A 23,410-nucleotide genomic window follows, 5' to 3' on the forward strand; every position below is an offset into this window, starting at 1 on the left:
CTAAGGAGGATATTTTGCTTAAAGCAGTAGAAGATCTCAGCACAACAAAGAAACGCCTGAAGATAGAAATACCGTCTGAGGCTATTGAAAAAAAGATTAAAAACTCTCTTGAAAAAGCCCGTCAGAAAGCAAAGACACCCGGGTTCAGGCCAGGAAAAACACCTATGAACATTATAGAGAAACACTTTGGAAAGAGCGCTGAGGCAGAGGCATTGGAAGAAGTAATCCCTGAGTTTTATGACAGTGCATTAAAAGAAGCTGCTATTGTGCCTGTTACAAGGCCTGAGATTGAGGGAGGAGTAAACTTCGAGCGCAACAATCCGCTTTCGCTGTCTTTCACCCTTGAGATACGGCCGAAGATTGAAAACCTGAAATACGAAGGCATCAAAACAAAAGATATTCCCGTGACTGTCTCTGATGAAGAGGTTGAGAACGCATTAAAAAGGCTTCAGGAAGGCAAGGCCACCTATGAGATTGCAGACAAAGCGATAGAGGCCGGAGATTTATTGACCATTGACTATGAAATGAAATATGACGGCCAGACAACCACTGCAAAAGATCAGGTTTTTATGGTAGGCTTCACAGGCCTGCCAAAGGAAATCTCAGAGAGCCTCATAGGCAAAAAGGCAGGCGACGTCGCTGAGGTTGAGGCGCAATTCCCTCAGGATTTCCACGCAAAGGCCATTGCAGGGAAAAAGGTTCTGATAAAAAATACAGTCAATGCCGTAAAGAAAAAAATCCTTCCTGCCATAGACGACGAGCTTGCAAAAGACCTCGGGTTTGAAAACCTCGATGCGCTGAAGGCAGGCGCGAAGGAAGAGATTGAAAAGGCAAAAAAAGAACAGACACAAAAAATACAGAAGGATGAGATACTTGAATCTCTCACGGGTTCGCATAATTTTGATATACCTGAATCAATGCTTGAAAGGGAGCTGACAGCAATGGTTCACGAGGCAAAGACATTAAAGAAATCCGACAAGGATGAAGCTGTGCTCCGTGACGAATTAAAGCCCGATGCCGCAAAAAACGTAAGGGCAATGATCCTTCTCTCTGTTATCGGAGAAAAGGAAGGAGTAACAGTAACAGACGAGGAGATTAAAGAAAAGATACTTGAACTTTCACAACAGCTTTCTATGACGCCTGAATCCCTTATAAAGATATATGCTCAGAGAGACGGTTCGCTGGAGGGGCTCAGAAATAACATATATGAACAAAAAGTCTTAGGCCTCCTGCTTTCAAGGGCAGTTGTAGAGAAAGGAGAATAATGTGAGCATAATCCCATTTGTAATTGAGCAGACAGGAAGAACAGAGCGGGCTTACGATATCTACTCAAGGCTTCTTAAGGACAGGATAATTTTCCTTGGAACGGCAATTGATGACAGCGTTGCAAATGCAGTGATAGCGCAGCTTCTCTTTCTTCAGTCTGATGACCCGGATAAGGATATTCACATTTATGTTAATTCTCCCGGCGGCATTGTATCCTCAGGCCTTGCAATCTACGATACAATGCAGTATGTGAAACCTGATATTGCAACTTACTGTATCGGACAGGCAGCAAGCATGGGCGCGCTTCTGCTTACGGCAGGCGCCAAAGGCAAGAGGTTTGCGCTTCCTCATTCAAGGATTATGCTTCATCAGCCCATGGGAGGATTTCACGGACAGGCAACAGACGTGGAAATACATGCAAGGGAAATCTTAAAGATGAAAGACACCCTTAACAGGATACTCACCGCTCATACAGGACAGCCTCTGGAAAAAATACAGACTGACACAGACAGGGATTTCTTCATGTCAGGAGCCGAGGCAAAAGAATACGGACTTGTTGATGAGGTTATACATACTATTAAAAGCAAGTGAAAAGTTAGAAGTTAAAAGTTAACAAACTTCTGAAACTTTTAACTCTTAATTCTTAACTGTTAACTTTTTTGTTTGGAGGTTTGATGTCTAAGAAAGATGAAAATATCCTGAAATGTTCATTCTGCGGCAAGGGACAGGATGAGGTAAAAAAACTTATTGCAGGCCCTGCTGTTTACATATGCAATGAATGCGTGGAACTCTGCAATGAGATAATGGCTGACGAGCTTTTTCCAACAGCAGAAACAGCCGCGCTTAAAAAACTGCCTGCGCCAAAAGAAATCTATCAGTTCCTTGATGACTATGTTATCGGACAGGAAAAGGCAAAAAAGATACTTTCAGTTGCAGTGCATAATCACTACAAGAGGATTTATCCCGTCAAAGCCGGGACAAAAACAGATGTTGAACTGCAAAAAAGCAACATACTTTTGATAGGGCCCACAGGAACAGGAAAGACGTTGTTTGCTCAGACGCTCGCAAGGTTTCTTGATGTGCCGTTTACAATGGCAGATGCAACAACACTCACAGAGGCAGGATATGTAGGAGAGGATGTTGAAAATATAATACTAAAACTCCTTCAGGCGGCAAGCTATGACGTTGAAAGGGCACAGAGAGGAATAGTTTACATAGATGAGATTGACAAGATAGGCAGAAAATCAGAAAACCCCTCAATAACACGCGACGTCTCCGGTGAAGGAGTGCAGCAGGCGCTGCTTAAAATAATTGAAGGCACAATTGCAAGCATACCCCCACAGGGCGGAAGGAAACATCCGCAGCAGGAGTTTATACAGGTCAACACCTCAAACATACTCTTTATCTGCGGCGGAGCATTTATCGGGCTGGAGGATATAATCAAACAGCGGACCGGCAAAAAGACCGTAGGCTTTGGCGCTAAGGTTCTAAAGACTTCAGAAAGAAAAATCGGTGATGTCTTAAGCATTGCAGAGCCTGAAGACCTGATAAAATACGGCATGATACCTGAATTTGTTGGAAGGCTTCCTGTTGTTGCAACCCTTGATGAGCTTGATGAGGCAGCGCTCGTAAAGATACTCACAGAGCCTAAAAATGCCTTGATAAAGCAGTATCAGAAACTGCTTTCTTTTGATAATGTGCATCTGCGGTTTACAGACACTGCCCTAAGTGCCATAGCAAAAAAGGCGACGGAGAGAAAAACAGGCGCGCGCGGCTTAAGGGCAATCCTTGAAGAGATAATGCTTGACGTGATGTATGAGATACCATCACAAAAAGACATAACAGAATGCCTTATAAACGAAGATACAATAATTAAAAAGGAAAAGCCCATCCTTCTATACGAAAAACAGGCAGAGTCAGCGTAAGCTGCATACGCTTCTGAGTTTCTGTTTTCCCTTTCTTGCTTTTCTCCTACTGTAATAAATATAATCTACAATGCTTTCCAAGATTCTGAGCGCAAGCGTTGTGGGGATTGATGCACATCCTGTTGATGTTGAGGTTGACATTGCATCAAGGGGACTGCCGCATTTCAATATGGTCGGGCTTCCTGACGCTGCCGTAAAAGAGAGCAGGGACAGGGTAAGGGCGTCTCTGAAAAACATCGGGTTTAATTTCCCGTTAAAGCAAATAACCGTTAATCTTGCGCCTGCTGATTTGAAAAAAGAAGGCTCATCATTTGACCTTCCGATTGCAATAGGAATAATAACGGCAGAGGGCGTCATTGAGATGAATTCAACACAGGGCTATCTCTTTACGGGTGAACTGTCGCTTGACGGAAAGATAAAGCCTGTGCGCGGCGCGCTCTCAATGGCTATCACGGCAAAAAGCCTTGGGCTGAAAGGAGTAATACTTCCCGAGGAGAACGCATCAGAGGCGGCGGTTGTGAAAGGCGTATCTGTATTCGGGATGAAGAGCCTTCCTGAAGTGATAGATTTTCTGAAAAACGGCTCTTCTGGAAAAATATTCACCCTTGACCTGGATAAAGCATTTGAAGAATATTCCCTGTATGAAGATGACTTTTCTGAAGTCAAGGGTCAGGAACATGCAAAGAGGGCGCTGGAGGTCGCAGCGGCAGGAGGGCACAATGTTTTAATGATAGGGCCTCCGGGTTCAGGAAAGACAATGCTTTCAAAAAGGCTTCCTACGATACTTCCAAAGATGACCTTTGACGAGGCATTGGAGGCAACAAAGATCCACAGCGTTGCAGGCTTGCTGAAAACAGGACAGTCTTTACTTGCCACACGCACATTCCGCTCGCCGCATCACACCATATCCGATGTTGCGCTGATCGGGGGCGGCACTATCCCAAAACCGGGCGAGGTCAGCCTTGCACATAACGGCGTTTTATTTTTGGATGAGCTTCCTGAATTCAAAAGGAATGTGCTTGAGGTCTTAAGACAGCCATTGGAAAACGGGGAAGTTACAGTCTCAAGGGCAGTGGCATCAATAACCTATCCTGCGAATTTTATGCTCGTTGCCGCAATGAACCCGTGCCCCTGCGGTTATCTTGGAGATTCAAGGCATCAATGCACATGCACGCCCGGACAGATACACAGGTACAGGCACAGGGTATCAGGCCCTCTGCTTGACAGGATTGATATTCATATAGAAGTGCCTGCTGTTCCGTACAAAGAACTCTCAACAGAATATTCAGGAGAAAAATCAGTATCGATAAGAGAGCGGGTTATAAAAGCAAGGGATGCCCAGCTGGAAAGATTTAAAAGCGATAAGGTCTACTCAAACGGACAGATGAAAACAAGGCATATCAAAAAACACTGCAAGCTTAAACCTGACGCCCAGTCTTTGCTTGACAATGCGATGCAGAAGCTCGGACTTTCGGCAAGGGCATATACGAGAACGCTCAAATTATCCAGAACAATCGCTGATCTGGATTCATCAGAGAGCATACAATCCCATCACGTCTCAGAGGCGATTCAGTACAGGACATTGGACAGGGGGCAGTTTTGAGGCTTCGCTTACTACTTATTCCACAAGTAGTTTAAATGAGATGAATTAAGCCTTAACTGTAGAGACTCTTTTATACTGTATCACGGCTGCATACTCAATACGCGCATGGTCACTCTCAATGGCATCAGCAGTCCCGCTGCAATCAAGAGACCCGCTCTTCATCTTCTTATGAGCTTTAATCATATTGGTAACCACGGAAGTGAGGTCAAACCCGCCTCCTTCGCAACCCTTTATCATACAGTCCATTTTAAAATAGGCATACGAGGTAGGGCAGATATTAACAGTGCGCACCATAAGAAGAGGAATTGCCGCTTTGCGATAATATGTTATCTGAATTACGATGCCGGAAACTGTAGGGAATCGGTCCGAAACTAAACCCGCGGCAATATTGTCCTGCTTTTTTAATTCCATCTTTAAGACATGATTTTGTCTGTGATGTTGTCTGTTTGCCATTGTCCCCCCGTAAAATAAAATCCCCCCTGCAAAAGCAAGGGGGATTTTGCTTGTCAATTACAGCTTTGCTACATTGATCGCCTTGGGGCCTTTCGGTCCCTTTTCGGTGTCAAAGCTGACTGAGTCACCCTCGGCAAGGCTCTTAAAGCCGTTGCCCTGGATTGAAGTGTGGTGTACAAAAACATCACTGCCGTCTTCGCTTGTGATAAAGCCAAAACCCTTTGAGTCATTGAACCACTTTACTGTTCCATTAGCCATTTCTTTTACCTCCTTTTTTTAAACTCAAATCTCAGAAGGTCTCAACAAATAAAAAAACCACAAAGTCGAAAAGTCTTTGTGGCCTCATAAACTGCAAAAACTTCTAAAATCCTGTTTGTAGGATAGCATTCCCTCGCACAGTTTGTCAAGGAACTTATATTTTTGCTTGACAGGGGGTTCCCGAAGTGTTAGTGTTAAGCATTAAAACAACTGCAGTACGCGGATGAAAACTACGTCATTGTAAGCCCCGGAATACACCCTGGTTTTTTCCCCAAACGCAGAAAAAAGGAGTCTATGGAATTTAACAAGTTTAATTTTCACCCCCAAATCGCTGCCGGGATTAAGGCAGCGGGCTTTGTAACGCCAACCCCGATTCAGGAGCAGGCGCTTCCCCCCGTACTTCAGGGGAAAGACGTCATGGGCCTTGCCCAGACCGGAACAGGCAAAACAGCAGTCTTCGTGCTGCCGATCCTGGAGCGCCTGATAAACAAAGCGCGCGGCCGTATCCGCGCCCTCGTCATTGCACCAACGCGCGAACTTGCTGAACAGATCAACACTACCTTCTCGGACCTCGGCGGCACAACGCACCTGCGCAACATCACGATCTACGGCGGCGTAGCCATAAACCCGCAGATACAGAAACTGCGCGCAGGTGTCGAGATCGTCGTCGCCTGCCCCGGCCGCCTGCTCGATCATATCAATCAGGGAACGATAAACCTTTCGGGTGTAGAAGTCCTCGTACTGGATGAAGCGGACCGGATGTTCGACATGGGCTTTCTTCCTGATATCAGGAAGATCATCAAGCATATACCGGTCAGGCGTCAGACACTGTTATTTTCGGCAACAATGCCCGATGATATCCGTCGGCTGGCACGCGAGATACTGCAATCCCCTGTCACGGTGCAGGTCAATCACGCCGCACCGGCAAGCACGGTCGCGCATGCCCTCTACCCTGTGGATCAACACCTTAAGACCGCTCTCCTCCTCGAACTGTTGCGCCATACCGACACGGAGTCGATACTAATCTTTACGCGCACCAAGCACCGCGCCAAGCGCGTGGGACAGCAACTGGAAAAGGCAGGCTACAAGGCTGCATCGCTTCAGGGGAACCTGTCGCAGAACAAGCGCCAGGCCGCACTGGACGGATTCCGTGACGGCTCGTATCAGATTCTTGTTGCGACCGATATTGCAGCCCGCGGCATCGACGTCTCAAGCATTTCCCACGTCATCAACTACGACATGCCCGACACCACCGACGCCTACACACACCGTATCGGCCGCACCGGCCGGGCTGCGAAGACCGGGGATGCCTTCACATTCGTTACCCGCGAAGACGAGGATACAGTGCGCGGCATTGAACGTGTTCTCGGCGAAAAGATAGAACGGCGCACGCTGAAAGGCTTTGATTACAAAAAACCAGCGCCGGCGCGGGACAGCGAGTTTGCCCGTCCGCCGCGCGAACCGCAGCGCCGTAGGGAGCAGAAGAAACCCGAACCATTCGGGACTCGTACAGCCGCCGTTGGACCGCAGAAACGTCACCAGGTCCAGCCGACACGCGGGGTTGCTCACCGGGGTTCCGCTCCTCAGCGCCCCTCTGATTCAGCAACACTCAAGGACAGGGGGCACAAACCCTTCACCGGCCGCTGAGACTCATTTACTGAAAGTCTCAAATAATGACCGTGCCATGCAAACTATTGTCTGATTGTCATTATTCACTAAACCCTCTATACTGAATAGTCCCGAGCTGCTCGGGATAAAAATGGGGCGCCAATACGCTGAGGTGACACACATGGCAATTGAAACAAAAATCGAAGGGAATAAGCTTATTATCACTTGCGACTTGGAAAAGCCTACGCCAAGCGCATCCGGGAAAACACTTGTAGTAGTCAGCACAAGAGGCAATATAAAAACATCCTGCATGGTAGAAGGGAAACCATTAACAATCGGGCTGAACGCCTATATCCACAAATAGCGAAAACTTTTACAATGGGTGTGGAGCTAATAATTCCACATTGTCTTTCAGAAAGGGGATGAGCTTGCCAGTCAGGGAATTAATCGCCAATGTAAGCGTCCCTGTCACTTATTTCCGTAAACATCAATCTTTTGGCAATATCGCGCTATAGGACAAGTTCCGCATTTTGGTAGCCGAGCCGAACATTTATCTCTTCCTAACGAAACCATATTTACATGCAAAGACGGGCGCAATTTAGAAGGTATCATTTCCTGCAAAAGATCCATATTCCTTGAAGAACAGAATTGGTGCTTGCTGGTCGATTTTATCCAACCCAGTCTTTTTGAAATACGCCAGCAGTGCGAATCGACAGGAAAGACTTTCATATTTAGGGAATATAGCATTACACAGCGAGCAACTTTTTTCCCGATGCCAGGGAGACTCGTGAGATAACTCTCGCATTCCTCGTCTGACATCTTTTTGAGCGGGGCCAAAGTCGGTTTTCCGAAACTCTCTATCAGGCGTTTGATAATTTCTTTTGCTATAGCCGCCTTTTGATTTTGCAGACCGCCCCAGGAGATAGTTCTGCTTATCTTCTTAGTGGACGAAGCGGTAAGCAGTTCATATCTAGGGAAGTTTCGCTTTAGAGACTTAAAGGCTTCGAGATAGACCTTCTTGCTCCTTTTTGTGCTGCACAGGACAAAGAATAGCTCATCCAATGGGTTCTTTTTATTATGGTGGGCAAAGTCCTGATATTCCTTCTTTAATTCGAGTGCCACCTTTTCAACGTCTGGAGCATATGCCTTACTCATCATTCTCAGCCGCGTCGCCGCGCATTATAGAGTTCAAGACTACGTAAATGCCTTTGCATTCCAGCCGCGAAGGACTTGCCCTAATATCAAATAGTCCCGGTCTGGATAAAACTCTTTTCGTTTAGGAAGATTGATCGCATCGCGGCAGGTCTTTTTGAACTCAGACTCTCCACCATCCCACCCAAGCGCTCTCAGACGGTCGAATCGCTCCTCATTAAAAATAATCGAGTAGTTCCGCTTGATCCCGATAAGTCCTTGATCAAAGGCCCGATGATGAAGTGCGCTCAAACACAGGCCATTCCTGGTCTCATCCGTTCCTTTGGGGTGTTCTACCGGAATAATGTGCGCAGCATCAAGCAAATCGAGTTGCATGTCACTCATGGCGCACCTGAAGCCGTAAGCGAAAAGGATATTCTTCGCTTAGATGACGCATTCAAGTAAAGACTGCCAAGGAGTGTGCATGCATCAAAAAATCCAATCTCGGCAAGATCGATACAGGCCACAACTTCTTTTTTGCCCCTTCGTACAGCCCAAACACGGTTTCTTCCGTCAAGCCATTGGTTTCCACAAATAATAACTGGCGGTAATTGCTGGCCAATCATCGCTTTTGCATAAGCTTCATTTCGGTAGTCAGTCCACATTTTCACTTTTGGGAAGGCAGTAATGGTTAAATCGTAAATATTAAATCGATGCTTCTTCAGTTTTCTTATGCCCGGCTCGCCAAGATATTTTTCAACAAAGTCGAAAACCAATACCTGTAAATCGTCCGGCAATCCAGAAAACTTACACGTCTGCGAGGACATCAGCGTGACGATGTCAAATCCCAGCGCTTCCCGTCGAAAACAATCTGGCCTGTACGTTTGAGGTACTGCTGGGCATTTCGGACCGCATGCTTCCATCGCTTTCCAAAGTATTGTCCGTCGATGACCAACTCTACGGAATCGTCACACAAGTCCGGCAAAAGCTTCTGGATTCGAGGGTAAAGTTCTGTGGTGGGCATTGCGGCTCTTGCCAATATATAAAGTATGGCCTCGGAGAAAAGGCTATGTGCTGAGCGCTTTCCGACCTGAGCCCGCAAAAACTGATAATTTGCGGCGCGTAGTTTCTGAGAGAAGCGGCGTTTAATTTCCGTAGCAGCCGAATTCTGAACCTTTTTAAAATCTGCGCTAAGCTCGTTTGCCACACCTTCCAACTCTGTCAATACAGCGCGGCTTAAGACGTTTCCAAGCCGCGAGTAGGAATCAAGGTCTTGCCGCACATTTTTCACAAGCCTTGCATCTCTGAACTCAACGCCGTACTCAAAGTTAAAATCCATACCGCTTGGTGTAAGATTTGCGGATGTCACCAGAGCTCAGCTATGGTCGGCAACATAGACCTTTGCGTGCAAGCGGGGAAGGTTTATGACGACACTATTCGGGATTCGCTCAGTGAAGATGTTAAGCGCCTTGATGTCCAGTGACCCGCTAAGAACGTTAGCACTACGCACATCTGTCAGAACATGCAATTGTATCGGTAAGCTGGACTTTCTCTTGTAGAGTTCGTCGCAGACCCACTCGGCTTCAGATGTTTTTATATATGGCGATGCAATAACAAGCTCTTTGCTGACTGCATTCAAAACCTCCCTAACACCATTCCGCAGGGTAGAATTGTAGAGCTTCAACATGTCCTCTCCGTATGGGCAAGAGCAAGCAGGTTAGGCGGAATAGCGGCGCCGTTATCGGTGCCGAACTTATTCGAAATATCGTGGCCCGAAGGTCTCATTTTCGGCTTGTACCCCTTGACCAGAAGTTCTTTCATGCTTTCGGAATAGGGCTGCAAGACTCGCCGATTGCTTGCCTTCGGCCAGGGTGTCGGAGAAAGCCACCATACACAATTAACGGCGTCTTTGACGCGAATCCTTCGGACGGTCACCCACTCCGCCGGGGTAGGCAGCCGGGCGGGATTCCACCAGAAAAACTCCTGTGCGAGATGAAAGCCAAATTCCCGGCACAGCATGACCATGAGCTCATAGTGATAAAGACTTCGTGTCGGCTGGCCCTGAATCCAGGAGCCTCCGATATCGATGACCAGCGATCCGTGGGGCTTTAAAACCCGACGAAACGCCTCGGCAAATGGTCGAAACCATTCAACATACTTGTCGGCGGCCACATTCCCGTAATCTTTTTTCCTAACCAAGCCAAAGGGCGGACTGGTCATAATAAGATCAACGGACTGAGGCTGGACTTCATCGCGTAAAATAGCCAAAGAATCGCCTAGGAAAATACGCCCATGTTGTGTACGATAAAATAATTTTGCTATATCTGCTACGACTTTTTTAGCTATCCCCATATTGCATATAAGTTTAGCAGCTCACTTTGAGACTAAGCAATATCATTTCAACTCAACTACATTTAGAATCAAACACCTTCACAGACATAGCCTAGCCGGAGGGTCAGGGCTGCATATTGCACCGGCCAACTTTTTTTCTTCACTAATTCCCCTGTATCTCAACCCCGTTAGAAGCCCCGTGCGAGACAATGCCTCTAACGGGGTCAACTAACACCACCTTATCAGTCTCCTATATGTACTAAACCAGTACACGGAATTAGACAGTTGCTGTCACGTATGCTAAAATGTGCGATATGGCAGAGAACCTATATAATCTTTTACATTGTCCTGTTGAAAACCATGGAGGCATAAACGATACTACTATCAATAAAGGAGGTATCCGATGAGTAAAGAAAAAGACAAGAAAAAAGCAAGCGAAAAGAAAAAACCACAGCACACACTTAAAGAGAAAAGACAATTGAAAAAAGAAAAAAAGTCTCGCTAACAAAACGCAACGGCGCGGGGTCAGGTTATTGACTATTGACACGTGTATCTACATTGTTTATACTTAACTTGTCATAGTATTCGGGAGGTGGACAATGTTGACAAAGACCATGAAATGGGGAAACAGTCTTGCTGTAAGAATTCCTAAAGTCATCGGTACGGGGTGCGGGATCGAAGAAAATTCAAGTGTAGAGATAAGCCTCAGAGATAAACAGATAATTATTATGCCGGTGAAAAAAGAATATTCCCTCAAAGAACTTCTTGCCGGAGTAACAAAGGATAACATTCATTCCGAATTTGACACCGGCCGGCCAGTCGGCAAGGAAGCTCTTTAATGAGCTTTATCCCTGATCGGGGTGATGTTGTATGGATTAACCTTGATCCGCAGGCGGGCCATGAACAAGCAGGAGTCCGCCCTGTTCTTGTCCTGTCGCCTTCAGCTTATAACGGCAGGGTTGGGCTCATGGTTTGCTGTCCCATAACTACCCAGTCAAAGGGGTATCCATTTGAAGTTCTGATTAAGAACAACCTGAAGGTCAGCGGCGTTATCCTTGCTGATCAGGTGAAAAGCCTTGATTGGAAGGCACGCGGCGCAAAAAAGAAAGCAAGGATTTCTGAAGATGAGCTTTCTGAAACATTAAATAAACTCAAAACAGTTATTGATTTTTAGTCCCTCCATGCAAAAGTCTTTCTTCTAAACTCAATTCCCCATCTCTACCCCGCTGAGTTTTTCTTCAAACTCTTTGGTCTTGTCCTCAATTTCGATTTGCAGGGGTTCCAGTTCGGAGAAGAGGGAATCGATCTTTGCTTGTGAAGCGTGGAGCGCCTTGGACAGTTTATTGATTGCTGTGCCGTCGCCTTTAAAGGAAGCCTCCACAATATCTTTGTTGCTCTGCTCGGCCATCGCTTCAAGGCTTACGATCTCGCGTTCAATTTCAGCGATACGTTTCTGCAACGCCCCGAGGGTCTTTGATTTCTCATTGACCAGTTCAGCGCGGAGGCGCCGGAGGAGTTTCCTGTCCACGGTTTTGCCTCCATTCACTTTGGGGCCGCGCTTCAACGGAGGAATTTCATTATTCCATCCTACTCTATCAAGGAAGTCCTGATACGTGCCTTCAAAAAGGGTTGCCTTCCCGTTGTCAAAGACAATGAGCCTTGTCGCAATGGCATGGAGTATCATTTCACTGTGGGTTACGATAACTACGCCGCCGGGGAAGGCGTCTATCGCCTCAAGCAGAGACTCGGCGGACTCCATGTCAAGATGGTTCGTAGGCTCATCTAACATCAGCATATTGGCAGGGCTGACAAGCAGTTTACCGAGAAGCACCCGGCTCTTCTCGCCGCCGGAGAGGACGCTGATCTTTTTTAATGCATTATCGCCCGGAAACATCATCACTCCGCATATCTTGCGCGCTGCGCCCCTGTTATGGTCAGGGTGTGCTTCCATGATCTCTTCTTCCACGGTTTTCTGCAGGTTAAGCCTGTTTATATTTGTCTGTCCGAAATACGCAAACTTCAGGTCATTGTGATGGCGTACCTCGCCGCTGAGAGGAGCCAATTCCCCGGACAGAAGGTTCAGGAGCGTTGTCTTGCCCTTGCCGTTTTTCCCTATTATCGCAATGCGGTCCTTCTTTCCCGCATAAAAGCTCAACCCGTCAATTAACGGAGCGCCGGGATCAAATCCAAAAGACAGGTCTTTCACTTCCATAAGCTGTTTGCTGTTAAAGGGCGCTGAGTTAAAGGTAAAGTCAAGATTTTTTGTATCAGACAATTTTTCAAGCCGTTCCTTTTTCTGCAATGCCTTGACCCTCGACTGAACCGCCTTTGCCTTGGTCGCCTTGGCCCTGAAGCGGTTTATGAACTGCTCTATCTCCTTCCGCTTTTTCTCGTCGTTTACCCGTGTCTTTTCATGTATCTCTTCTTTAAGCAGTAATTGCTGATACACATTTTCCGTAGGCCCCGCTATCTTTCGTATCCCGCAGCGATGAATCGCCATTGTATGCGTGGTAACACTGTCCATAAATGAGCGGTCATGCGTAATGATGATAAGTTCTTTTTTCCAGGCGCGCAAGAACCGGACTAACCAGCGGAGCGACACGATATCGAGATAGTTTGTGGGTTCGTCAAGGAGGAGGAGATTTGGATTGGAGACGAGCACCTTCGCCAGGTTCAGCCTCACCTGAAACCCGCCGGATAACTGCGCAGGATTGAGAACGAGCTCGTCAGCGGAAAACCCAAGGCCCATCAGGATGGCTTCTGCCTTGTAACTTTCGTCCCTGCCGTCTTCGCGGTGCGGCAGGCTCAGACATGCTTCTTTCAATACGCTCTCTTCAATAAACCTGATGTGCTGGGCGAGATGCCCGATCCTGTAGCCGGCAGGAATGCTGATAGTCCCCGAGTCCTGATGCTCCTGTCCTAATATCAGCCTGAACAGGGTGGTCTTGCCGTGGCCGTTTCTGCCCACGAGTCCCACGCGCTCTCCGGGGTTGATCGTGAAACCGACCTTGTCGAAGAGCGCCTGACGCCCGTATGATTTTTCTAAATTGCTTACCTGTATCATTCTGTTATTCTGGCGATCGTTCAGTCATTCCGATCTAATGCCTTGTCATGCTGCTGCCGATTAGCAGTTTCTCTGAAGCGGGATTTTTGTGCGTAGTTCTTGTTAAGCAAAAAAACAGTCCGCAGTTAGTATTATATGATTTATGACGGAGTTAATTCAATATCTCTAAACTCTCCAAAGAAAGCCGTAACATCTGAGCACGTTTGTTCAGGTCATGAACCGCGTACGGCGATCCAGATCGTGTGCCGTCCTCCGCCACGGGGACCGCGAGCGTGTACACAGACCTCATCTACTGCGAAGCCTGCCTGCTTCAGACGCCGGGTAAAAGAACTATCGGAACTGACTGACCATACTGCTAGCACGCCCTCAGTCCGCAGTGCTGCGAAGGCTGCTTCCAGTCCTTCCCGGGCATAGAGCCAGTCATTGCTTTTGCGGGTCAGGCCCTCAGGCCCGTTATCTATATCAAGCAGGATTACGTCGTAGTCACGGCGCTTCTCTTTCAGCACCTGGGCAACATCGGCCTCGCGAATAGTAACCCGTGTATCCTGAAGGGGATGACCTGCCAGATCTGCGAGGGGTTTCCTGTTCCACTCTATCACTGCCGGCACCAGTTCGGCCACCACAACACGGGCCTTGGGACCGAGCCGGTTCAGGGCTGCTGCCAGGGTGTACCCCATACCCAGCCCGCCGATCAAAACCCTGGGCTTGGGACGGCCTGCTATCTTTGCACAGGCAAGTTCGGCCAGAGCGTCCTCTGACCCATGCGCAGAACTGTTCATGAGTTCACAACCGTTCACCCTGATAGAGAACTCCCTGCCTCGCTTGTAGAGGCGAAGCTCTCCGCTGTTTCCGGGTACCTGCACGCTGTCGAGCAATTCCCACGGAATCATGGCTGCCTCATGCGTTGTTCTCTATAATATTTATAGCGGCCTTAATGCCGTCAGCACCGCTGGATATTATACCCCCTGCGCAACCGCTCCCTTCTCCGGCTATATAAAGATTTTTAAATCCGGTGCAGCGGCTGTCCTTTTCCCGCAGTACCTGAATGGGTGATGAAGTCTTGCTCTCAACCCCCATTATGCTGCCTGTTTCAAATCCCTTTATTTTTCTGCTGAAATCCTTGAGCCCTTCCCTGATAGAACTGCTTACTTCAGCAGGGAGCAGATTCCATAAAGCCGCTGGTTTCAATTCAAGGGGATAACTTGATTCAACAATTTCTGCCGGTTCTTTCCTGTTTATAAAATTCTGTATACTGCAAAACGGGGCCTTAAAGCCATCTGAATATTGGTAAAAACTCTGTTCAAGGGCTTCCAACCAGTCAAGGGCTTCCCCCGGCAATGTCTCCCTGCCGATGAGTTTGTCAGGATGAACCCCGGCTACACAAGCCGCGTTTGCGAACTTCCCATCCCTCATATACAGGCTCATTCCGTTTACGATATTTGTATCCTGATATGCAGCCGCAGGAACAACAGTTCCGCCGGGACACATGCAAAAGGTATACACCGGAAGATTGCCGTCTCCCTGTGATGTAAGACGGTATTCAGCAGCCTTTACTCCGGGAAGCCTTTCCCTGCCCCATTGCGCCTTGTTTATAATTTCCTGGGGGTGCTCCACTCTGCTGCCTATGGCAAAATTCTTTGTACGGAACTGAACGCCTCTCCTGATCAACATCCGGTAGGTCTCATAGGCGGAATGCCCCGGGGCAATAATAAAATAATCCGCCTCGATTCCGCCTGATGTAGTGATTGCTTCAATGACTTTCCCGTCTGCAATTTTCAAGTCTTCCAGCATGGTTTCAAATAACACGCTTCCGCCTATATTGCTGAATGCGTCTCTGAGATTTCTAACAATCTTCCTGAGATTATCACTCCCGAGATGAGGATGTGCCATATATCCTATTTCTTCCGGCGCGCCCGCCTGAATATAACTGGACAATATAAACTGTCTTTCTTTTGATATATGCTTGGACCTTGAAGTGAGCTTTCCATCGGAAAAGGTCCCTGCGCCGCCCTCACCAAAGGCGTAATTGCTGACAGGATTAAAAACACCGGTCTTTTCAAATTCCCTGATTCCTTCGGCCCTTTTATGAACATCTGTGCCACGTTCGATTATCGTTGTATGGAATCCTGCCTTCTGAAGAATAAACGCTGAGAAGAATCCTGCCGGACCGCTTCCGACAACAACCGCCTTCTCTCTTCTTTTCCGATACGGAATATCTAAAGATTGGGATTGAAGGGGAACATCGCCCTCAACTTCAACTGATAAAACTGAGACCCTGACCAGCCAGTGGATGTTCTCTTTTTTTCTCGCATCAAGGCTTTTATTTTCTATCTGCCAGGAGAATTCTTGTATCCCCAGTTCTTTCCCGATGCCTTTTCTCAGCTCGTCCTCATTGTAATCAGTGGGCAGCTTTAATGAAATTTCTCTGTATCCCATAATATTAGTTTAACTTTAAATAGCTTAAAAACAGAATATGTCCCCGCCGGTTGACTGAAACCTTCAAGACAGCAATCTGCTATAATGATGTAGATTGCAACGTGAACACCGATAGTGTTGAGCAACCCGACAAGGCCATTTCCCTTGTTGATGACCGTCAGGAACACTCTGTTGAGGTGAGGATACCTGTTACAGGAGGTTAGCATTTGGAAATAGGAGTTTTACCTGCATGGAAGGGGACATCCCGGTGACCTCGTCAAGGAACGCTTGACAGAGGAATGTTTTAATCAGCGGCTAATCTCTGATGCAGTTGATATCATGGGAGTTTCAGAATCCTTTCACTTCGCCATATGCGTACAATCCGCACCTTTTTTTTATCGCACCTATACACAATACGGAATGGAGGCTTAATGACTTCGCGCAGATATTCAATATTAAATTCAGGCACTACGCGCCCGCTTTTGGGATGATCCACAAGCCGCTCAATAGCTGAGACTAATTCTTCTATCAAACGCCTTCCTGTCGCTGCTGTGCCTTCGCTGTCGTAATATGCCTGAATACCCTCCAAATCAGAAACAGCAGATTCCGCAAATGAAACTGGTGTCTTTCCTGCCATTACTTTATTTCATCCCAAGCTTTTTCTTCACGTCTTTAAGGGATGCTTCCCGCCCCTCTTCCAGATCCATCAATCCCTTTACAACGCCCCGCATAAAAAGACGCTGTTCGCTCTCTTCCTCATAGTCTTTGAGCGCCTGCACAACCGCAATGCCGCGCCCCCTGCTTGTCAGCAGTATCGGGCGGTGAGTTTCAGCTACATGAGAGACGACCTTGCCGGGATTTACCTTCAAATCACTGAGAGGGACAATATCTTCAGAAAACTTGATGCCCATAATCCGACCTCCTAACTGGACTTGTTAACTGGTCTAATTATAGCACCTGTCACTTGATATGTCAATGCAGTGTATATATGCAGTGCAACCTTTTTCATTCGCTTGACTATATCCCTTCCCTTCACTATAATTCATCGTATTATTGAATCAACATAAAATATAATGTTAGGCTCATGCTTCTGGGGGAGGTGACACTTGACAGAGCGAGAACAAACCGCAGCGCAATTGTGTCGGATAGCTGCCGATGACTTCAGATACGGCGAAAAGGCGCAGATGCAGGCTATTGAGTCACTCGCCAACTTCACCGAATTCCCGTTCGTCCTAGCGACATTGCGCAGGATGGCTGGCGACGATTTCACTTATGGAGAGAGGGCTTCCCTCAAGGCAATGGAGATTCTTGGTCGTGTTCGATAGATCGAAAATTCTACTTCTGCGGTCATGCCCAAGCCTAACCCTGCATTCGAGAGGGACTGCGCAAAAGCGGCGCAGCCCCTCAATTTGAACGTTAGATACCTAAAATCTTTAATAGTCTTGCAAGTTGTGTAAATCTCAATTCCCGCATGTCTGAAATCCCTGTTATTGCTCCAGATTGGAATTCCCAATTGAAACAATCAGACATACTGTTTTCTTAAAAATGCGGAGTTCTGTGAGAAATCCTATTATAGAATGTGGCTCTTTTCTATAGGACACTTTCTGTTGATTCTTTGAGACGTGTTAAACAGCGCCTGTCGCTCTTCAAGAAATTGCAAATAACTATCAACATCTTCAGCACTGGGCAAATGGCGCTTATTCCGCCTCATCGTTTCGGTGGCAGTGTTAAATGCAGCTAATTCAGCTTCTGTAATATCACCTAAAACTAAGGATTTTCTCATATGCATTCTCCATATCGGTTATCTTACAATAGTGCCTGATTTTTTCCCAGTCAAGATCATCGCCAATAATCTCAACTATAGACTGAATATCCGCCCAGTCCTTCATTTCCCTTTTGGGATTGTTACGGATGCCATCAAGTTTCATCCCGATGATATCCTCGGGCAGTGCAACCTGCATGTCTACGCTACCGCTTTGAAATGTCCTGCTTGACTCTATTATCCCTTTTTCTCTACGTGTATAAAGAAAGTCTATTAACCCCATGTTTTTTAGACTATGTGAAAACTGGTCGGCAAATTTGGAACTTACCACATGGTCATAACCTAAAGACTTTATTAATGCTATAACTTTTTCTCTGTCTCTCTCTTTTACAAGTACATCCACATCTATCGTATCCCTTTGCACTCCCCAGAACCCCATTGCAACAGCTCCAATCAGCGCATAAGGGATATTATGTTTATCCAGTTCGAGAAGAATGGTTGTGATGACTTTTTTGAACTCCATTTTATGCGCAATCCCACACACACACAATTATATATCTATATTCCTTGCCTCTAAGGCGTGCTTGGTAATAAAATCCTTTCTCGGCTCAACCTGATCGCCCATGAGAATTGTGAATATCTCGTCTGACTGCACTGTGTCTTCTATCTTCACCTGAAGGAGCGTCCTTTTCTCGGCGTCCATTGTCGTTTCCCAGAGCTGTGTCGGATTCATCTCTCCAAGTCCTTTGTACCTCTGAATCGTGAGCCCTTTTTTGGCAACGATGAGCACATAGTCCTGAAGCTCAGAACTTGAGCCGAGTTCTTTTATCCCTTCTTTTGTCTCTGCCTTATACGGCAGCTCCCCAAGGTCCTTTACAATGCTGTAGCTGTTTTCAAGCTCTTTGAATTCAGGAGACATCAGGAAGTTCATGTCTATCAGGACTTTTTTGTTCTGCCTTTTTATCTCAACGCTGTATGCCTGATGTTCTTCATCAGAATTAATCTCGCCTATTGAAATGTCAGGCAGCGCTTTCTCTATTGCTTTTATAAGTTTCTCAAGCGCATTTTGATTTTTCAGCAGCTCTTTATTTATCCCCGCATTTAAGATAATCTTTAAAACATCTGCGTCCTTTCTCCTTCTGCTGAACCATTCCATGAGCCGTTCAAACTTGGAAAGCCTCTTTAGATGCGGAATCAGCGCCTTTCCTTTTACAGTCTGCCCTTTTATCGGAATCGCAAGGTCGTCTGCCGCAAGCTCAAAGAGCATATTCTGCATCTCTGCCTCGTTCTGGACGTATTTTTCTGTCCTTCCTTTCTTGACCTTAAACAGGGGCGGCTGTGCAATGTAAAGATAGCCGTTTTCTATAACCTGAGGCATCTGCCTGTAAAAAAACGTAAGCAGGAGCGTCCTTATATGTGCGCCGTCAACGTCAGCGTCTGTCATCAGGATTACCTTGTGATAGCGGATTTTTGATATGTCAAATTCTGTATCGATGCTTGTTCCAAGCGCTGTTATGAGAATTTTTATTTCCTCTGAGGCAATCATCTTGTCAAACCGCGCCTTTTCAACATTCAGTATCTTTCCTCTGAGAGGCAATATTGCCTGGGCGCGCCTGTCGCGTCCCTGCTTGGCAGAGCCGCCTGCAGAGTCGCCCTCAACAATGAATATCTCGGATAATGCCGGGTCTTTTTCAGAGCAGTCCGCAAGTTTGCCTGGCAGTCCTGTGTCGTCAAGAATCCCTTTTCTCCTTGCAAGTTCCCGTGCCTTTCTTGCAGCCTCTCTTGCCCTTGCCGCCTGCACAGCCTTTTCTATAATCTTCTTGGCAACAGAGGGGTTTTCCTCAAAATAGGCGCCGAGCGTATCATTGACTATTGACTCAACTATCCCTTTTACCTCGCTGTTTCCGAGCTTCATCTTTGTCTGGCCTTCAAACTGGGGATTGGGAAGCTTAACGCTTATAACCGCTGTGAGCCCCTCTCTTATATCATCTCCTGAGAGCCCTTCTTTGCCGTTCTTCAAAAGCCCTGAGGATGCAGAATAGCTGTTTGCTGTCCTTGTCAGTGCGGATTTGAATCCTATGAGGTGCGTTCCGCCTTCTTTTGTGTTTATATTGTTTGCAAAGGTGAAGATGCTCTCTGCATAACCGTCATTATACTGAAGCGCGATCTCTGCTGTGATTCCGTCTTTTTCTCCTGATATGTATACAGGCTTTGGATGAAGCGGCGCTTTGTTTTTATTAAGATGCTCAACAAAAGAAACAATCCCGCCTTTATAAAGAAACTCCTGTTTTTTGTCTGTGCTTTCATCCTGTATGGAAATCTTAAGCCCGCTGTTAAGAAATGCCATCTCTCTCAATCTCTGTGAAAGGACGTCATAGCTGAATTCTGTTGTTTCAAAAATCTCTCCGTCTGGTTTGAACGTGATCTTGGTTCCCCTGCCTTTTGTCTTTCCGACAACAGCGAGCGCTCCTGCCGGCACGCCTCTGTCAAAGTGCTGCTGAAACACCTTTCCGTTCTGCTTTATCTCAACGTCAAGCCATTCGGACAGGGCGTTTACAACAGAGACCCCGACGCCGTGGAGCCCTCCTGATATCTTGTAAGCCTTTGATTCAAACTTTCCTCCGGCATGAAGTTCTGTAAGCGCTATCTCAGCTGCCGTCCTTCCTTCAGGATCTCCGGGGTGCTGGTCTGTGGGTATGCCCCTTCCGTCATCTATTACAGTACAGCTTCCGTCGTGGTGGAGTATTACCTCTATGTCTTTACAAAAACCCGCAAGGGATTCGTCAACGCTGTTGTCCACAACCTCGTATGCAAGATGATGCAGCCCCTCGGGCCCTGTTGAGCCTATGTACATCGCAGGCCTTTTTCTTACAGCGCTCAGCCCTTTTAGTATCTTGATGTCCTCAGCGCCGTAGGATTCAACCTCATTATTTATCTGTTCTTTTTCTTCCATTTACACCCTCATCGGCATTATCACACATTTATAATTATCATCCTTTTCTTCTTTTAAGAGCGTAGGGCTTAACGGATCCTGAAGTTCAAAGACAACTTTTTCTCCACTCATGGCATTCAAAGCGTCTATCAGATACCTTGCATTAAATCCAAGAGAAAGCGCTTCTCCTTTATATTCAATCTTCACTTCGTCTTTTGCCTCGCCGAGGTCAGGATTTGAGGCAGAGAGCGATAGTATTCCGTCTTCAATATCCGCCTTAATCGCATTGCTCTTTTCCCTGCTCATTACAGAGACCCTTCTCAACGCTTTTATAAATTCATCTTTGCTTATTATGACTTTCTTTTCATTGCCTGACGGTATCACCTGTTCATAGTTAGGGTATGTGCCTTCTATAAGCCTTGTTAAAAACTCCACTTCCTCTATCTTAAACATTACATGGCTTTTGCCTATGATAACTGTGAGGTTCTCCGTGTCCCTGTCAAGAAACCTTTTGATTTCTGCTGCTGCCTTACGCGGGATAATCACTTTTTTCTCTTCCTTTAACGGCGTGTTTATCTTGCCGGTTATGCTTGACAGCCTATGGCCGTCCGTTCCGACAACGGTCATTTCGCTGCTCCCTTTTTTTGCATGAAAGAGCAGGCCGTTCAGCGTATATCTTGTATCGCTCTCTCCTGCGGCATAAAGGCTCTTTTCTATCATCTCTATAAGGTTTTTTGTATCAATCTGCATTTCTTCTATATTTTCCATTCCGGGCCAGGCGGGGAATTCGTCTGCTGAGAGGCAGGCAAGCTTGAATTTGCTGCGGCCTGCGTTTACTTTGAGCCACTGTCCGTCTTCGGTCTCCATTGTGATGTCTCCGTCCACCTCTTTAACTATCTCGAACATTTTCCTCGCAGGGATGCAGAGCTTCCCTTCTTGTTCTACTTTAACCTGAAGCGGTTCTTTTATTGCCGTCTCAAGGTCAGTGGCGACAATATGCGCCTTCTTTTTGCCGGCATCTAAAAGGAAATGGCTCAGCACAGGCATTGTATTCCTTTTTTCTACAATATTCTGGATGTTTGAAAGCTTTTCCTGCAGTTCCTCTTTTGAAACGCTCAGTTTCATAACCCCTCCTTAAGGTTTTATTTTTCGCAACAGGGTTTCTACCATCCTGTTAAAGTTCTCGTCTTTAGCCCTTTTGTCTTCTACCTGTTTGCAGGCGTATATGACCGTTGCATGGTCTTTGCCTCCCATGCTCTTGCCGATATCGTTCAGCGAGCCGTCCGTGAGCTGTCTGCTCAGGTACATCGCTATCTGCCGGGGCTGTGCTATCTCCTTTGTCCTCTTCCGCGCTTTTATGTCCTGAATTTTTAAGCCGAAATATTCGCAGACTGTTTTCAGTATCTGCTCTGAGGTTATAGGTTTTTCTTCATCCTGGATAAAATCCTTCAGGACCTTCTTTGCCATCTCCACATCTATCGGGCTTCCCGTAAGAGCTGCCTGTGCGCCAAGCCTGATAAGACAGCCTTCCAGCTCCCTTATATTTGTCTTTACTTTTGCCGCAATGAAATTAATAACATCCTCTTTCAGCCCTAGCCTTTCCATGTCTGATTTTTTATGTATTATCGCTACCCGGGTCTCGTATTCCGGCGGTTGTATATCAGCGATGAGTCCCATACTGAAGCGGGACCTGAGCCTGTCCGTTATAGTCTTGATCTCCTTCGGCGGCCTGTCGCTGGAAATGACTATCTGTTTCTGTTTCTCGTAAAGCGTGTTGATAGTATAAAACAACTCCTCCTGTGTTGCCATTTTATTTTCTACAAACTGGATGTCGTCTATCAGAAGCAGGTCCACATTCCTGTATTTCTTTTTCAGCTCCTCTGTTTTTCCGTGCCGCACTGCCGATACTACCTCGTTTGTAAACTGCTCTGATGACACATAAAGCACATTGTAGTCCTGCTTGCTGTCTATTACGCTGTTCCCGATTGCGCTGAGCAGATGAGTTTTTCCAAGGCCCACGCCTCCGTAAATAAATAACGGATTGTAAACTTTTCCCTGTGTTTCCGCCACTGCCTTTGCCGCTGCATGGGCAAACTGGTTGCTCTGTCCGCTTATAAAATTTTCAAAGGTATATTTTGGGTTGAGGTATATTCCTCTGCTTGCAAGCCTTGTTTTTCTGTTTTCAAGCCGGGCTTCTATTCTCTTTATCTCTGCTGCCTGTTTCTCGGCAACCCTGTATTTTAAAGTTACAGCGTGGCCTAACAGGCCTTCCAGTATTTCGGTTATTAAGGTTGGATAGTAATCCTCTATCCATTCTTTAAAGAACCTGTTTGGCACCTCTAATGTGAGCTGCTGCTCTTTGAGCTGGACAGGCTTTATGGGCTTTATCCACAATTCAAATATGCTGATCCCTATTTTTTCTTCTATCTTTGAAAGGCTTTTTTCCCAAATATCTTCTAAAATCATTTCCCAACCCTTCAGTTATTAACAGTTTATTAATAGGTGTTAGTAATCCCCAGTGGGAGGTGCACTATTATATCGCATCTCTTAAACTACAAGCAAGAAAACTGTTGGTTTTCTGTTAATATTTTGTTCTTTCTTTCCGCAGTTCTTTTTTGTTAAATATATAATCACTTTTCTACGCATTTTATAAACACTAAAA

25 protein-coding genes are annotated in these 23,410 nt (G+C 46.5%); 8 read left to right on the top strand and 17 right to left on the bottom strand.

Features of this window, described 5'->3' with window-relative positions; all coding sequences use genetic code 11:
- Nucleotides 1–14: 14 nt before the first annotated feature.
- The 4 genes from tig (at nucleotide 15) to HY035_11910 (ending at nucleotide 4,794) form a co-directional block, all read left to right on the top strand.
- Entirely contained in the window at nucleotides 15–1,265 is a 1,251-nt protein-coding gene (gene tig / locus HY035_11895) for a trigger factor (GenBank protein MBI3379082.1), read from the top strand.
- A 7-nt stretch (nucleotides 1,266–1,272) separates the two neighbouring features.
- A complete protein-coding gene (gene clpP / locus HY035_11900; GenBank protein MBI3379083.1) occupies nucleotides 1,273–1,857 on the top strand; it encodes an ATP-dependent Clp endopeptidase proteolytic subunit ClpP in 585 nt (194 codons plus the stop codon).
- An 83-nt stretch (nucleotides 1,858–1,940) separates the two neighbouring features.
- Entirely contained in the window at nucleotides 1,941–3,191 is a 1,251-nt protein-coding gene (gene clpX, locus HY035_11905) for an ATP-dependent Clp protease ATP-binding subunit ClpX (protein MBI3379084.1), read from the top strand.
- A gap of 70 nt (nucleotides 3,192–3,261) precedes the next feature.
- Entirely contained in the window at nucleotides 3,262–4,794 is a 1,533-nt protein-coding gene (locus HY035_11910) for a YifB family Mg chelatase-like AAA ATPase (GenBank protein ID MBI3379085.1), read from the top strand.
- 45 nt (nucleotides 4,795–4,839) lie between these two features.
- On the opposite strand, the gene HY035_11915 is transcribed toward HY035_11910, so the two are convergent.
- Together HY035_11915 and HY035_11920 are read right to left on the bottom strand one after the other, a co-directional pair.
- Nucleotides 4,840–5,247: a hypothetical protein gene (locus HY035_11915; GenBank protein ID MBI3379086.1), complete on the bottom strand. Its 408-nt coding sequence runs from the start codon at nucleotides 5,245–5,247 to the stop codon at nucleotides 4,840–4,842.
- A gap of 57 nt (nucleotides 5,248–5,304) precedes the next feature.
- Nucleotides 5,305–5,505, bottom strand: a complete 201-nt coding sequence (locus HY035_11920; protein ID MBI3379087.1) for a cold-shock protein — start codon at nucleotides 5,503–5,505, stop codon at nucleotides 5,305–5,307.
- 294 nt (nucleotides 5,506–5,799) lie between these two features.
- Between HY035_11920 and HY035_11925 the strand changes: the two genes are divergently transcribed.
- The gene (locus tag HY035_11925) at nucleotides 5,800–7,152 is read left to right on the top strand and encodes a DEAD/DEAH box helicase (protein ID MBI3379088.1); all 1,353 of its coding nucleotides are present in this window, start codon (nucleotides 5,800–5,802) and stop codon (nucleotides 7,150–7,152) included.
- A gap of 142 nt (nucleotides 7,153–7,294) precedes the next feature.
- Nucleotides 7,295–7,477 (top strand): hypothetical protein, encoded by a 183-nt coding sequence (locus tag HY035_11930; GenBank protein MBI3379089.1) that lies wholly within the window; start codon nucleotides 7,295–7,297, stop codon nucleotides 7,475–7,477.
- A gap of 104 nt (nucleotides 7,478–7,581) precedes the next feature.
- Here HY035_11930 and HY035_11935 read toward each other — a convergent pair whose 3' ends face one another.
- From HY035_11935 to HY035_11960, 6 genes are read right to left on the bottom strand one after another with little or no spacing between them, the layout of a single operon-like run.
- Entirely contained in the window at nucleotides 7,582–8,271 is a 690-nt protein-coding gene (locus tag HY035_11935) for a hypothetical protein (protein MBI3379090.1), read from the bottom strand.
- A gap of 36 nt (nucleotides 8,272–8,307) precedes the next feature.
- On the bottom strand, nucleotides 8,308–8,649 hold the full coding sequence (locus HY035_11940) for an HNH endonuclease (GenBank protein ID MBI3379091.1): 342 nt from the start codon (nucleotides 8,647–8,649) through the stop codon (nucleotides 8,308–8,310).
- Nucleotides 8,646–9,041 (bottom strand): hypothetical protein, encoded by a 396-nt coding sequence (locus HY035_11945; GenBank protein MBI3379092.1) that lies wholly within the window; start codon nucleotides 9,039–9,041, stop codon nucleotides 8,646–8,648. The genes HY035_11940 and HY035_11945 overlap by 4 nt, the downstream gene beginning before the upstream one ends.
- A 29-nt stretch (nucleotides 9,042–9,070) precedes the next feature.
- Nucleotides 9,071–9,613 carry a hypothetical protein gene (locus HY035_11950; protein MBI3379093.1) on the bottom strand — a complete coding sequence of 181 codons (543 nt, stop codon included), beginning with the start codon at nucleotides 9,611–9,613 and terminating at the stop codon, nucleotides 9,071–9,073.
- Nucleotides 9,614–9,619: 6 nt separating this feature from the next.
- Nucleotides 9,620–9,883: a hypothetical protein gene (locus tag HY035_11955; GenBank protein MBI3379094.1), complete on the bottom strand. Its 264-nt coding sequence runs from the start codon at nucleotides 9,881–9,883 to the stop codon at nucleotides 9,620–9,622.
- A 41-nt stretch (nucleotides 9,884–9,924) separates the two neighbouring features.
- Nucleotides 9,925–10,596 (bottom strand): site-specific DNA-methyltransferase, encoded by a 672-nt coding sequence (locus HY035_11960; GenBank protein MBI3379095.1) that lies wholly within the window; start codon nucleotides 10,594–10,596, stop codon nucleotides 9,925–9,927.
- A 578-nt stretch (nucleotides 10,597–11,174) separates the two neighbouring features.
- Here HY035_11960 and HY035_11965 point away from each other — a divergent pair.
- Entirely contained in the window at nucleotides 11,175–11,414 is a 240-nt protein-coding gene (locus tag HY035_11965) for an AbrB/MazE/SpoVT family DNA-binding domain-containing protein (protein ID MBI3379096.1), read from the top strand.
- A complete protein-coding gene (gene mazF / locus HY035_11970; GenBank protein ID MBI3379097.1) occupies nucleotides 11,414–11,749 on the top strand; it encodes an endoribonuclease MazF in 336 nt (111 codons plus the stop codon). The genes HY035_11965 and mazF overlap by 1 nt, the downstream gene beginning before the upstream one ends.
- A gap of 30 nt (nucleotides 11,750–11,779) precedes the next feature.
- On the opposite strand, the gene HY035_11975 is transcribed toward mazF, so the two are convergent.
- The 9 genes from HY035_11975 to dnaA all read right to left on the bottom strand — a co-directional run bounded on the left by HY035_11975 (nucleotide 11,780) and on the right by dnaA (nucleotide 23,214).
- Nucleotides 11,780–13,639: an ATP-binding cassette domain-containing protein gene (locus HY035_11975; protein ID MBI3379098.1), complete on the bottom strand. Its 1,860-nt coding sequence runs from the start codon at nucleotides 13,637–13,639 to the stop codon at nucleotides 11,780–11,782.
- 212 nt (nucleotides 13,640–13,851) lie between these two features.
- Nucleotides 13,852–14,529 carry a hypothetical protein gene (locus HY035_11980; protein ID MBI3379099.1) on the bottom strand — a complete coding sequence of 226 codons (678 nt, stop codon included), beginning with the start codon at nucleotides 14,527–14,529 and terminating at the stop codon, nucleotides 13,852–13,854.
- Nucleotides 14,530–14,536: 7 nt separating this feature from the next.
- On the bottom strand, nucleotides 14,537–16,075 hold the full coding sequence (locus HY035_11985; GenBank protein MBI3379100.1) for an FAD-dependent monooxygenase: 1,539 nt from the start codon (nucleotides 16,073–16,075) through the stop codon (nucleotides 14,537–14,539).
- 316 nt (nucleotides 16,076–16,391) lie between these two features.
- Nucleotides 16,392–16,691: a type II toxin-antitoxin system RelE/ParE family toxin gene (locus HY035_11990; GenBank protein MBI3379101.1), complete on the bottom strand. Its 300-nt coding sequence runs from the start codon at nucleotides 16,689–16,691 to the stop codon at nucleotides 16,392–16,394.
- A gap of 4 nt (nucleotides 16,692–16,695) precedes the next feature.
- A complete protein-coding gene (locus HY035_11995) occupies nucleotides 16,696–16,965 on the bottom strand; it encodes a type II toxin-antitoxin system Phd/YefM family antitoxin (GenBank protein MBI3379102.1) in 270 nt (89 codons plus the stop codon).
- Nucleotides 16,966–17,811: 846 nt separating this feature from the next.
- A complete protein-coding gene (locus tag HY035_12000; GenBank protein MBI3379103.1) occupies nucleotides 17,812–18,339 on the bottom strand; it encodes a hypothetical protein in 528 nt (175 codons plus the stop codon).
- 27 nt (nucleotides 18,340–18,366) lie between these two features.
- Nucleotides 18,367–20,769: a DNA topoisomerase (ATP-hydrolyzing) subunit B gene (gene gyrB, locus HY035_12005; protein ID MBI3379104.1), complete on the bottom strand. Its 2,403-nt coding sequence runs from the start codon at nucleotides 20,767–20,769 to the stop codon at nucleotides 18,367–18,369.
- Entirely contained in the window at nucleotides 20,770–21,873 is a 1,104-nt protein-coding gene (locus HY035_12010) for a DNA polymerase III subunit beta (GenBank protein MBI3379105.1), read from the bottom strand.
- A 9-nt stretch (nucleotides 21,874–21,882) separates the two neighbouring features.
- On the bottom strand, nucleotides 21,883–23,214 hold the full coding sequence (dnaA, locus tag HY035_12015; protein ID MBI3379106.1) for a chromosomal replication initiator protein DnaA: 1,332 nt from the start codon (nucleotides 23,212–23,214) through the stop codon (nucleotides 21,883–21,885).
- Nucleotides 23,215–23,410: the final 196 nt, after the last annotated feature.

The sequence above is a fragment of the Nitrospirota bacterium genome, from assembly GCA_016195565.1.
Lineage (GTDB): Bacteria > Nitrospirota > Thermodesulfovibrionia > Thermodesulfovibrionales > UBA1546 > UBA1546.

What these genes read in the sequence shown, in the direction of transcription:
- clpX (MBI3379084.1), top strand. Translation starts at nt 1,941, where the DNA reads ATGTCTAAGAAAGATGAAAATATCCTGAAATGTTCATTCTGCGGCAAG.
- HY035_11910 (MBI3379085.1), top strand. Translation starts at nt 3,262, where the DNA reads ATGCTTTCCAAGATTCTGAGCGCAAGCGTTGTGGGGATTGATGCACAT.
- HY035_11915 (MBI3379086.1), bottom strand. Translation starts at nt 5,247, where the DNA reads ATGGCAAACAGACAACATCACAGACAAAATCATGTCTTAAAGATGGAA.
- HY035_11920 (MBI3379087.1), bottom strand. Translation starts at nt 5,505, where the DNA reads ATGGCTAATGGAACAGTAAAGTGGTTCAATGACTCAAAGGGTTTTGGC.
- HY035_11925 (MBI3379088.1), top strand. Translation starts at nt 5,800, where the DNA reads ATGGAATTTAACAAGTTTAATTTTCACCCCCAAATCGCTGCCGGGATT.
- HY035_11930 (MBI3379089.1), top strand. Translation starts at nt 7,295, where the DNA reads ATGGCAATTGAAACAAAAATCGAAGGGAATAAGCTTATTATCACTTGC.
- HY035_11935 (MBI3379090.1), bottom strand. Translation starts at nt 8,271, where the DNA reads ATGATGAGTAAGGCATATGCTCCAGACGTTGAAAAGGTGGCACTCGAA.
- HY035_11940 (MBI3379091.1), bottom strand. Translation starts at nt 8,649, where the DNA reads ATGAGTGACATGCAACTCGATTTGCTTGATGCTGCGCACATTATTCCG.
- HY035_11960 (MBI3379095.1), bottom strand. Translation starts at nt 10,596, where the DNA reads ATGGGGATAGCTAAAAAAGTCGTAGCAGATATAGCAAAATTATTTTAT.
- HY035_11965 (MBI3379096.1), top strand. Translation starts at nt 11,175, where the DNA reads ATGTTGACAAAGACCATGAAATGGGGAAACAGTCTTGCTGTAAGAATT.
- mazF (MBI3379097.1), top strand. Translation starts at nt 11,414, where the DNA reads ATGAGCTTTATCCCTGATCGGGGTGATGTTGTATGGATTAACCTTGAT.
- HY035_11975 (MBI3379098.1), bottom strand. Translation starts at nt 13,639, where the DNA reads ATGATACAGGTAAGCAATTTAGAAAAATCATACGGGCGTCAGGCGCTC.
- HY035_11980 (MBI3379099.1), bottom strand. Translation starts at nt 14,529, where the DNA reads ATGATTCCGTGGGAATTGCTCGACAGCGTGCAGGTACCCGGAAACAGC.
- HY035_11985 (MBI3379100.1), bottom strand. Translation starts at nt 16,075, where the DNA reads ATGGGATACAGAGAAATTTCATTAAAGCTGCCCACTGATTACAATGAG.
- HY035_11990 (MBI3379101.1), bottom strand. Translation starts at nt 16,691, where the DNA reads ATGGCAGGAAAGACACCAGTTTCATTTGCGGAATCTGCTGTTTCTGAT.
- HY035_11995 (MBI3379102.1), bottom strand. Translation starts at nt 16,965, where the DNA reads ATGGGCATCAAGTTTTCTGAAGATATTGTCCCTCTCAGTGATTTGAAG.
- HY035_12000 (MBI3379103.1), bottom strand. Translation starts at nt 18,339, where the DNA reads ATGGAGTTCAAAAAAGTCATCACAACCATTCTTCTCGAACTGGATAAA.
- gyrB (MBI3379104.1), bottom strand. Translation starts at nt 20,769, where the DNA reads ATGGAAGAAAAAGAACAGATAAATAATGAGGTTGAATCCTACGGCGCT.
- HY035_12010 (MBI3379105.1), bottom strand. Translation starts at nt 21,873, where the DNA reads ATGAAACTGAGCGTTTCAAAAGAGGAACTGCAGGAAAAGCTTTCAAAC.
- dnaA (MBI3379106.1), bottom strand. Translation starts at nt 23,214, where the DNA reads ATGATTTTAGAAGATATTTGGGAAAAAAGCCTTTCAAAGATAGAAGAA.